Below are 8,413 nucleotides of genomic sequence, written 5' to 3' on the forward strand. Positions count from 1 at the left end.
TTTCCCTCGCGAACGACCTGAACAATACAGGGCGCCCGGGCCTTCCATCAAATTCCTGTTCCGCGGCGGACCCGCGCCACCGCCCACGTCCGCCCGGCGCACCTCATCCGCGGGCCAGCCAGGCGGCAAGACCGCGCCGTCCGGCCCTCATCATCAGTGCGTGATTGGCCAGGAACAGCGGCCGCCCCAGCAGCGCGAACCGCCGCAGCAGCGGCTTGCAGACCTCGACGTCCTGCTCGAAGACGGCCCGGGTGCCGCCGGCGCCGGGCACCACCGTCCAGCGCGCCCAGCCCGCCAGATCCCCGCGCATCTCCATCTCCAGCACCCCCGCGCCCGGGTCCCGTACCCGTTCGCTCGCCACCACCCGCAGGTCGTACGGCAACAGCGACCGGAACCGGGCCGTGCCGCTGGCGCCGTCGAGCAAGGTCACCTCGCGGACCTGCGGCCACCACCGGGGGTAGGTCTCGGCGCGTTCGAGAACGGCGTAGACGACGGCCGGCGGGGCGTTGAGCAGCCATACGCTGCGGAAGCGGTAGCGGTGCAGACCGCGTGACCAGTCGGACATGATCCCAGTGTGCGCCCCGTACCTGCACGCACACCCAACAACTGCGACGGCCCGGAGACTTGAGTCTCCGGGCCGTCGTCCGGGGTGGGCGATACTGGGTTCGAACCAGTGACCTCTTCGGTGTGAACGAAGCGCTCTCCCACTGAGCTAATCGCCCGGGCGCACCGCCAACATTACCCCACGTCGGCGGGCACTTCCGACCATGCCGCGATCACTCGGAGACGTTCCACGGCATCGCGAAGCCGAACTTCCACACATAGACCGCGAGGGCCGCCGCGATGATCACCACGCCGATGGTGGTCAGAATGATGTTGCGCCGCCGCACCTTGGGGTCGAGCGCCTTCTGGGCCGCTTCGGTGACCTTTCGCTTGGTCCAGCGCAGGACCAACTGGGCCCAGACGAATTCCGTCGCCCAGATCGCCATACCGCCGAAGATCACCAGCCAGCCGGGACCCGGCAGCGGCAGCATGATCACGCCGGCCACCACGACCGCGAGACCGACGACGAAGACTCCGACCTGCCAGCTCACGTGGAGCGGCCGGGAGCGCTTGATGAAGTGCGGCGCTCTGGAACCCAGCGGTTGCTCGGCCGGCACAGCATCCTCCTCGATGACCCCCGGCCCCCCGTTACTCTGCGTATTCATATCGCCAAACTTACCGGACGGGATGCCTCCGCGGAATTACCGACGAGGACGATCTCGCAATCCGCCGGAAGAGGTACCTGAAGGCACCCAAAACCGTCAGAGGGGTTTACAACGGCACCGTAGGTGGCATGTCGATTTCGCCGACGTGCGAATCCCCGAGCGCACACTGAGCGAAAGGCCCTGGCGCTTATGAACACCACGGTCAGCTGCGAGCTGCACCTGCGCCTCGTTGTGTCGAGCGAGTCCTCACTGCCTGTACCCGCGGGCCTGCGGTATGACACGGCCGATCCCTATGCCGTGCATGCCACCTTCCATACCGGAGCCGAGGAGACCGTGGAGTGGGTTTTCGCCCGCGACCTCCTCGCCGAGGGCCTGCACCGGCCCACGGGCACCGGAGACGTCCGCGTATGGCCGTCCCGGAGCCACGGACAGGGCGTTGTGTGCATCGCCCTGAGCTCCCCGGAAGGGGAAGCCCTGCTCGAGGCGCCCGCGCGCGCCCTCGAGTCGTTCCTCAAAAGGACCGATGCCGCCGTACCGCCCGGTACGGAGCACCGGCACTTCGATCTCGACACCGAGCTCTCCCACATCCTTGCGGAGAGCTGAGACGCAGCACAGTTACCCGAAGCACCCTCCCGCTCACACTTGCGTCCGTCCGACTCGGGGAGACGGCGCAGGACCGACAAGTTCATACGGCACACTTCGGCGTCGTCGCCGCGGACCCACCGCGGAGACGGCGCTGAAGCTTGTTCCAGGCGCTAGAGTCGGCGACCATTCGGCAACGACACCCGGGGACGGTACCCGTCCGGCCCCACCCTGCCAGGGAGCGGAACCGTGCTGATCACCCATGACACCCGGTGCGCGCTGGCAGCGATCGTCGATCTGCTGAACACCGCTCCGGAGGGCGAATCGCCCGGAGCGCCGGACAGCCTGACCGACCTCGCGGCCCTTGAGGACTTCGTCCGGCGCAACGACGTCAGCGATGTGGGCGCGCTCAGCGTCGGCGATCTGGCGGCCGTACGGGCGGTCCGCGCGCGGTTCGCCCAGGTCTTCGCGGCCGACGACGACCATGCCGCGGCCGCGCAGCTGAACGCGCTGGTCGCCTCGGCGGGCACCACACCACAGCTGACCGATCACGACGGGTACGACTGGCATGTCCACTACTTCGCGCCGGGCGCCTCGGTCGCCGATCATCTGGCCGCGGACGGCGGGATGGCGCTGGCCTTCATCGTCGTCGCCGGGGAGCGCGAGCGGCTGCGGCGCTGCGAGGCACCGGACTGCCGGCACGCCTTCGTCGATCTCTCCCGTAACCGCTCCCGCCGCTACTGCGACAGCCGTACCTGCGGAAACCGGCTGCATGTCGCGGCCTACCGGGCACGACGCCGGGAGGCCGCGGGCTGAGCACGGCGCACGGGGGCGTCGGCGGCGGTGCGCGAAGCACGAACCGGGCGGCGGCGCACCTACCGGCCTCACAGGATGAAGAGGTCGTGTACGGCACCGAGAAGGAGCAGAATGCCGATGACGGCGAGGAAGAGCATCAACGGCGGCTGGGACAGCGCGAACAGGCAACCGCGCGGTTCGGGGGACGGGGCGTCGTCTTGGGCGAGGGCGCACTCATCGTTCATCTCGCGCGCATCATGGCGCAGATGATCGTCTGAACGCGCCCGATAAGCCCCTCAGCAGCGGGAGTTCATCAGATCCCGTGCTTTTTCAGGATCGCTTCGATGTCCGAGAAGTCATCCTTGGGTGCACCGCCCTTGCCCTGCCCGGTCTTCCCCTTCGCGGCCGGCCGGCCCGCGCCGCGACCTGCCCCGAGGGAGGGTACGGAGGCGGCCGGCGCCACCGCGTCGGGTGTGGCGGCCGCCGCGGCCTTGCGTTCCTTGCGGCTGCCGATCCCGCCCCGGCGGCGCTCGACGACCCTGCTGACCGAGAACAGCACGAACGAGAGCGCGAGCACGCCGAAGCCGGCCCAGACCGTGGGTTTGAAGACGATGTTCGTGACCCAGTCGATGACACCGGTCATCACCAGGCCGATGGGGATCAGGGAAAAGGCGGCGATGCGGGTCGCGGCCAGGAACCGCTTGCGGTATGCCGTCAGCGCGGCAATGCCCAGGCCCGCTGCCGACACCGCGGCACAGACGGTCGAGGTCAGCATCCGGTCCTCCTGCCGATGGATGGGCGAGCAGGCACTCTGCTCCCTTCCATCCTGCCTTGTCCGGGGCCGCGCGGGCCATGTTCCGGCACGGCTTCAGGGACATCTCGGGGTCGCGCTCCTCCCCAGGTCCCGGTTCGGGAACCGGTCCGCGGGCTGGAAGACTGGACCCATGAACGACGCCACCACCTCCACCACCGCCCGTCCCGTCCGCCCGGTTCTGGACGTCTGGTGTGAACTGCAGTGCCCGGACTGCCAGGCCGCCCTGGAGGACCTGCGGGCGCTGCGTGAGCGCTACGGCGACCGGCTCGACATCCGGCTGCGCCACTTCCCCCTGGAGAAGCACAAGCACGCCTACGTCGCGGCCCAGGCCGCCGAGGAGGCCATCGAGCAGGGGCAGGGCTGGCCGTACATCGAGGCGGTGCTGGCGCGCACCGAGGAGCTCGGCAAGCGCGGCGACAAGCTGCTGCTGGAGGTCGCCGCGGAGCTGGGACTGGACGCCGAGGAGCTGGACACCGCGCTGATCGACGGCCGGCATCTGCTGATCGTCGACGCGGACCAGGCCGAGGGCAAGGCGATCGGGGTGAGCGGCACCCCTACGTATGTGATCGGCGGCGAGCGGCTGGACGGCGGCAAGAGCCAGGAGGGGCTGCGCGCCCGGATCGAGGAGATCGCCGACCGGCTGCTGGCCTAGCAGGGCTGAGCCCCGCCCGGAGAACCGGCTTCACGGGCGCTGCGTACGCGCCCTCACAGGATCGGCTTCCACAGCAGATACGCGGTGGGCCGGTACCCCAGCGAGTCGTAGAGCCCGAGCGCCGGCGCATTGTCCGCGTAGACGTTGAGGCCGACGGTGGCGCGGCCCGCGGTGAGACACTCGCGCTCGGCGACCAGCATCAGGGTGCGGCCGTGGCCGCGCCCGCGGTGCTCGGGCGCCACCCGCACATCGACGACATAGCCGCCCGGCTGGTCCGGCATCCGCAGCGCGACCCAGACGCTGCCGACATCCGCGCCGTCGTGGGCCAGGATGCGCAGCACCTGGTCGGGCGTGTCCGGGCCGTCCGGAAGCAGGGCGCGATGGCCGGCGGCCGAGGTCTCCTCGGCACGTGCGCGGTCCATCCCCTGGCCCCGCTGCGTACGGACGTGCTCGGCGAGCGCGGCGTCCCGCCAGGCCGGGTACTCCGCCTCGCCGATCGGCCGGTCGCTGGTGTTCGCGGGCAGCCGGGGCGGTGCGGCGAGGGGTTTGCTCATCGTGCGGCTGCGCTCGGTGTAGCCCAGCGCAGCCGCGAGCCGCACGGCGGCGCCGGCCTCGGCCGGGACGGTCAGCTCGATCTGCCGGCAGCCCCAGGTGCGCAGCACTTCCTCGGCGGCGAGCGCGGCGACCGTGGCCCGGCCGCGGTGCCGGTCCGGTGCCTCGATGTGCAGATCCACGATCCGGCCGGCCGTCGGGCCGAACCGGGCGTCGGTCGCCAGCCGGATCCCGCCGACCCGGCGGCTGTTGACGCAGACGTCGTAGGGACGGGCCCGGCGCCCGTCGTCGTGCCGTTCTTCCGGTCCCGCGGGGCGCAGCGTTGTGGTCACGAGGACTTTCTACTCGCCCGTGCGCGGGCCCGTCATCACCGCGGATCGAAGTCGGCGGCGGCCTGCTCGTCGAAGATCCGCATGGCTTCCGCGGTCACCGGGCCCGGGCCGTCGGCCAGTTGGCGGCGGTCGATACGGTTCACGGCCTGGACGTCGCGCAGGGTGGAGGTCAGGAAGATCTCCTCGGCGCGCTCCAGGGCGTCCAGCGGGAGGTCGGTCTCCTTGGCGCCGGCCCAGCTGATGGTGAGGGCGCGGGTGATGCCCGCCAGACAGCCGGAGTGCAGCGGCGGGGTGTGCAGTTCGCCGTCCAGGACGACGAAGACATTGGAGCCGGTGCCTTCGCAGAGCGCGCCGACGGTGTTGGCGAACAGCGCCTCGGAGGCGCCCAGTTCACGTGCGCGGGCCAGCGCGACCACGTTCTCGCCGTACGAGGTGGTCTTCAGGCCGGTGAGCGCGCCGCGTTCGTTACGGGTCCAGGGGACGGTGACGGCGGCGGTGGTGTCGGGCCGGCGGTGGGTCTCGGACAGCGCGATGACCAGCGTGGGGCCGGCTTCGCCGCGGTCCGAGCCGAGCGGGGAGACGCCGCCGGTGTAGGTGATCCGCAGCCGGCCGAGGGCCATCGGGTTGGCGTCGATGACCGCCGCGCAGCCGCGCCGTACCTCGTCGAGGTCGGGGTCGGGCAGGCCGAGCCCGCGGGCGGAGGTGGTCAGGCGCTCCAGGTGGCGGGTGAGGGCGAAGGCACGCCCGTGCTCGGCCTTGATGGTCTCGAAGACCCCGTCGCCGACCGTCAGCCCGTGGTCGAAGACCGAGACCCGGGCGCCTTCGGCGTCCTGCAGTCCCCCGTCGAGCCAGATCTTCATCGCTCTCCTCCACTCACTTCGTGCAGCCCCGACGCTACCGCGAGCAGTCTGCTCGCCTTCAACTCGGTCTCGGCCCACTCGCGGTCCGGGTCGGAGTCCCAGATGATGCCCGCGCCGGCGCCGAAGCGGAGTACGGGCCCGGTGGGTGGGGTGCGGTCGATCCAGAACGTACGGATGCCGACGGCGAGCTCGCCGGTGCGGCGGTCGGCGTCGACCCAGCCGATGCCTCCGCAATAGGGGCCGCGGGGCGCGGTCTCCAGCTCGTCGATGATCCGCAGCGCGCTGGACTTGGGGGCGCCGGTGACCGACCCGGGCGGGAAGGTGGCGTCCAGGAGATCCGCCCAGGCGGTCTTCTCGTTCCTCTCGGCCAGTTCGCCGCGCACGGTGGAGACGAGGTGGACGAGGCCGGGGTGCGGCTCGACGGCGCACAGTGCCGGGACGGTGACGGTGCCGGTGGCGCAGACCCGGCCGAGATCGTTGCGGACCAGGTCCACGATCATCACGTTCTCCGCCCGGTCCTTCTCGGAGAGGTCCGCGGCGGTCCTGCCGGTCCCCTTGATGGGGCCGGACGCGACGGTGCGGCCGTCGCGCCGCAGATACAGCTCCGGGGAGGCGCTGGCGATCTCGACGCCGTGGCCGGGCAGCCGGATGGTGCCGGCGTACGGCGCCGGGTTGCCACGGGCCAGCACCGCGGACAGCGCGTCCACGTCGGCGCGGTCGGGGTCGGGCAGCGGCGCGGTCAGCACCCGGCAGAGGTTCACCTGGTAGACGTCGCCGGCCGCGATGTGTTCACGGATGCGCCGTACGCCGCCGGTATACGAGTCGCGGTCCAGGGAGCTGGTCCAGGCGCCGTGGGCGGGGCCCCGCCAGCCGTCGGGGGCGGGCTCGTCGGCCGCGGTGGCCGGTCGTACGTCGCCGAAGCGGGCGCAGACCACCGCGCCCTCGAAGTCGGCGGCCACCGCCCACCAGCCCGTGGAGTCCAGGGCCGCGGGATCGCTGGTCACATCCCGCAGGTCGGTGGCTATCAGACCGCCGAAGCGGGCCATGGGAGCGAAGTCATGCACGTCAGCGAGTCTATGGCGGAGGCCCGGACCCCGCCTGCGCCGAGCGAGCAGCGCAGCACGCTGCACAAACGCGTTTTTGTACTGGCCCCGGAATCCGCTAGAGTTCAACACGTCGCCGGGACGCGGAAGCGCCCCGGAGGCCGAGTAGCTCCCGGACGTAGTCTGGGAGAGACACCTGCGGACGTAGCTCAGTTGGTAGAGCACCACCTTGCCAAGGTGGATGTCGCGAGTTCGAGTCTCGTCGTCCGCTCGATGTGGGGGATCTTCCCGAACCCCCTCACTCCTGGTGGAGTGGCCGAGAGGCGAGGCAACGGCCTGCAAAGCCGTCTACACGGGTTCAAATCCCGTCTCCACCTCCAAGGACGATTAGCTCAGCGGGAGAGCGCTTCCCTGACACGGAAGAGGTCACTGGTTCAATCCCAGTATCGTCCACTGGATCCCCGGTTGTAGGTGGCCGGAAGATCCGTCCCGCGCGATTAGCTCAGCGGGAGAGCGCTTCCCTGACACGGAAGAGGTCACTGGTTCAATCCCAGTATCGCGCACTCAACTGCGGAGATCTTCGAGATCCGCGGTCCCGAGGACGATTAGCTCAGCGGGAGAGCGCTTCCCTGACACGGAAGAGGTCACTGGTTCAATCCCAGTATCGTCCACACCTGATCCTGAGGGCCGGAGCATTTCGCTCCGGCCCTCAGGCGTTTTCAGGAGGAGAAGAGCATGTGGCCGAAGCTGCGGTGATGGCCGTGGTGTCCATGGTGGCCGTGGTGGCTCTGGTGCGGGGCGCCCCAGGCGGGGGCGGCCGGGTAGGCCTGCGGGGCGGGCGGCGGCGGGGCCTGCTGGGTCCACTGCGCCTCCAGACGGGTCAGCGCCTCCAGCTCCCCGTAGTCCAGGAAGATCCCCCGGCAGCCGGCGCACTGCTCGATCTGGACGCCGTTGCGGTGGTACGTCTGCATCGGTGCATGGCACTTGGGGCACTGCATCGTCGGCTCAGCTCCTTCATCCATTGCTGCTCACTGCGGCGCCGCCGGAACGGCCTCCCGGCGACGGGGTGTTCACCCTACGGCGGGGCCGGCGGGCGCCAACTGGTCCGGTAGGGACGTCATCCGGGCACAGGCGTCGACGACCGCGGACTCGATCTCGTCCAGAGGGCGGGCGGCGCCGGCGGCCTTGGCGACCGCGAGCGCGGCGGTCTGCACTGTCAGGGCGCGGGCGGGAATCTCCAGGTCGGGCCAGGGGTCGCCGTCGGGGCGTACGGCCCGGCCGCCGGCGGCGCGGTACCCGGCCAGGAAGCGGGTCCAGATGTCCGGCGCGAGCAGGCCGGTGGCGAACCAGGCGGCGGGGCGGGCCAGGTCCCAGGCGCCGCCGCCCAGGCCGAGGTCGTCGATGTCTATCAGGAGCCAGGGACCGTCGGGCGCCGGGTGGCGGACGAGCTGGCCCAGGTGCAGGTCGCCGTGGCAGAGGGTGCCGGCGCGCGGCGGCGGGGTCTCGCCACGGGCCCAGGGCGGCAGCAGCGCCCAGGCGCGTTCGACGGCCGCGGCGGCCGCGGGCAGCGAGCCG

General features: G+C 71.0%; 12 protein-coding genes and 6 tRNA genes. 9 read left to right on the forward strand and 9 right to left on the reverse strand.

The genetic code is table 11. The annotated features are described in order from the left end of the window. Nucleotides 1–103: 103 nt before the first annotated feature. The 3 genes from DY245_RS41405 to DY245_RS41415 all read right to left on the reverse strand — a co-directional run bounded on the left by DY245_RS41405 (nucleotide 104) and on the right by DY245_RS41415 (nucleotide 1,208). On the reverse strand, nucleotides 104–565 hold the full coding sequence (locus DY245_RS41405; protein WP_128512284.1) for an SRPBCC family protein: 462 nt from the start codon (nucleotides 563–565) through the stop codon (nucleotides 104–106). An 85-nt stretch (nucleotides 566–650) separates the two neighbouring features. Next, nucleotides 651–722, reverse strand: a tRNA-Val gene (locus DY245_RS41410). 54 nt (nucleotides 723–776) lie between these two features. Beyond that, nucleotides 777–1,208, reverse strand: a complete 432-nt coding sequence (locus tag DY245_RS41415; protein ID WP_244943587.1) for a TIGR02611 family protein — start codon at nucleotides 1,206–1,208, stop codon at nucleotides 777–779. Nucleotides 1,209–1,397: 189 nt separating this feature from the next. On the opposite strand from DY245_RS41415, the gene DY245_RS41420 reads away from it, so the two are divergent. The 3 genes from DY245_RS41420 to DY245_RS45015 all read left to right on the forward strand — a co-directional run bounded on the left by DY245_RS41420 (nucleotide 1,398) and on the right by DY245_RS45015 (nucleotide 2,863). Beyond that, entirely contained in the window at nucleotides 1,398–1,811 is a 414-nt protein-coding gene (locus tag DY245_RS41420) for an SsgA family sporulation/cell division regulator (RefSeq protein ID WP_003959770.1), read from the forward strand. 228 nt (nucleotides 1,812–2,039) lie between these two features. Next, a complete protein-coding gene (locus DY245_RS41425; protein ID WP_128512285.1) occupies nucleotides 2,040–2,606 on the forward strand; it encodes a CGNR zinc finger domain-containing protein in 567 nt (188 codons plus the stop codon). 86 nt (nucleotides 2,607–2,692) lie between these two features. Further along, entirely contained in the window at nucleotides 2,693–2,863 is a 171-nt protein-coding gene (locus DY245_RS45015; RefSeq protein ID WP_181924088.1) for a hypothetical protein, read from the forward strand. Nucleotides 2,864–2,898: 35 nt separating this feature from the next. Here DY245_RS45015 and DY245_RS41430 read toward each other — a convergent pair whose 3' ends face one another. Next, nucleotides 2,899–3,360: a hypothetical protein gene (locus DY245_RS41430; protein WP_128512286.1), complete on the reverse strand. Its 462-nt coding sequence runs from the start codon at nucleotides 3,358–3,360 to the stop codon at nucleotides 2,899–2,901. Between the two features lie 169 nt (nucleotides 3,361–3,529). Between DY245_RS41430 and DY245_RS41435 the strand changes: the two genes are divergently transcribed. Beyond that, on the forward strand, nucleotides 3,530–4,051 hold the full coding sequence (locus DY245_RS41435) for a DsbA family protein (protein WP_128512287.1): 522 nt from the start codon (nucleotides 3,530–3,532) through the stop codon (nucleotides 4,049–4,051). A 53-nt stretch (nucleotides 4,052–4,104) separates the two neighbouring features. Here the strand turns inward: DY245_RS41435 and DY245_RS41440 are convergent, their stop codons facing one another. From DY245_RS41440 to DY245_RS41450, 3 genes are read right to left on the reverse strand one after another with little or no spacing between them, the layout of a single operon-like run. After that, entirely contained in the window at nucleotides 4,105–4,935 is an 831-nt protein-coding gene (locus DY245_RS41440) for a GNAT family N-acetyltransferase (RefSeq protein ID WP_128512288.1), read from the reverse strand. A 35-nt stretch (nucleotides 4,936–4,970) separates the two neighbouring features. Then, the gene (locus DY245_RS41445) at nucleotides 4,971–5,795 is read right to left on the reverse strand and encodes an aminotransferase class IV (RefSeq protein WP_128512289.1); all 825 of its coding nucleotides are present in this window, start codon (nucleotides 5,793–5,795) and stop codon (nucleotides 4,971–4,973) included. Then, nucleotides 5,792–6,859: a chorismate-binding protein gene (locus DY245_RS41450; protein ID WP_128512290.1), complete on the reverse strand. Its 1,068-nt coding sequence runs from the start codon at nucleotides 6,857–6,859 to the stop codon at nucleotides 5,792–5,794. Before DY245_RS41450 ends, DY245_RS41445 begins: the two co-directional genes overlap by 4 nt. Before the next feature lie 177 nt (nucleotides 6,860–7,036). On the opposite strand from DY245_RS41450, the gene DY245_RS41455 reads away from it, so the two are divergent. The 5 genes from DY245_RS41455 (at nucleotide 7,037) to DY245_RS41475 (ending at nucleotide 7,509) form a co-directional block, all read left to right on the forward strand. After that, a tRNA-Gly gene (locus DY245_RS41455) sits at nucleotides 7,037–7,109 on the forward strand. A gap of 35 nt (nucleotides 7,110–7,144) precedes the next feature. Further along, nucleotides 7,145–7,218 (forward strand) — tRNA-Cys (locus tag DY245_RS41460). A gap of 1 nt (nucleotide 7,219) precedes the next feature. Next, a tRNA-Val gene (locus DY245_RS41465) sits at nucleotides 7,220–7,291 on the forward strand. A gap of 38 nt (nucleotides 7,292–7,329) precedes the next feature. Further along, nucleotides 7,330–7,401, forward strand: a tRNA-Val gene (locus DY245_RS41470). Nucleotides 7,402–7,437: 36 nt separating this feature from the next. Beyond that, nucleotides 7,438–7,509 (forward strand) — tRNA-Val (locus tag DY245_RS41475). A 48-nt stretch (nucleotides 7,510–7,557) separates the two neighbouring features. Here the strand turns inward: DY245_RS41475 and DY245_RS41480 are convergent. Both DY245_RS41480 and DY245_RS41485 read right to left on the reverse strand, forming a co-directional pair. Then, entirely contained in the window at nucleotides 7,558–7,836 is a 279-nt protein-coding gene (locus tag DY245_RS41480; protein WP_128512291.1) for a TFIIB-type zinc ribbon-containing protein, read from the reverse strand. A gap of 72 nt (nucleotides 7,837–7,908) precedes the next feature. Beyond that, nucleotides 7,909–8,413, reverse strand: a 505-nt coding sequence (locus tag DY245_RS41485) for a phosphotransferase (RefSeq protein ID WP_147318434.1), incomplete at its 5' end; no start/stop codon positions are given.

It is taken from the genome of Streptomyces inhibens (genome assembly GCF_003389455.1).
In the GTDB taxonomy this organism is placed as follows: domain Bacteria; phylum Actinomycetota; class Actinomycetes; order Streptomycetales; family Streptomycetaceae; genus Streptomyces; species Streptomyces inhibens.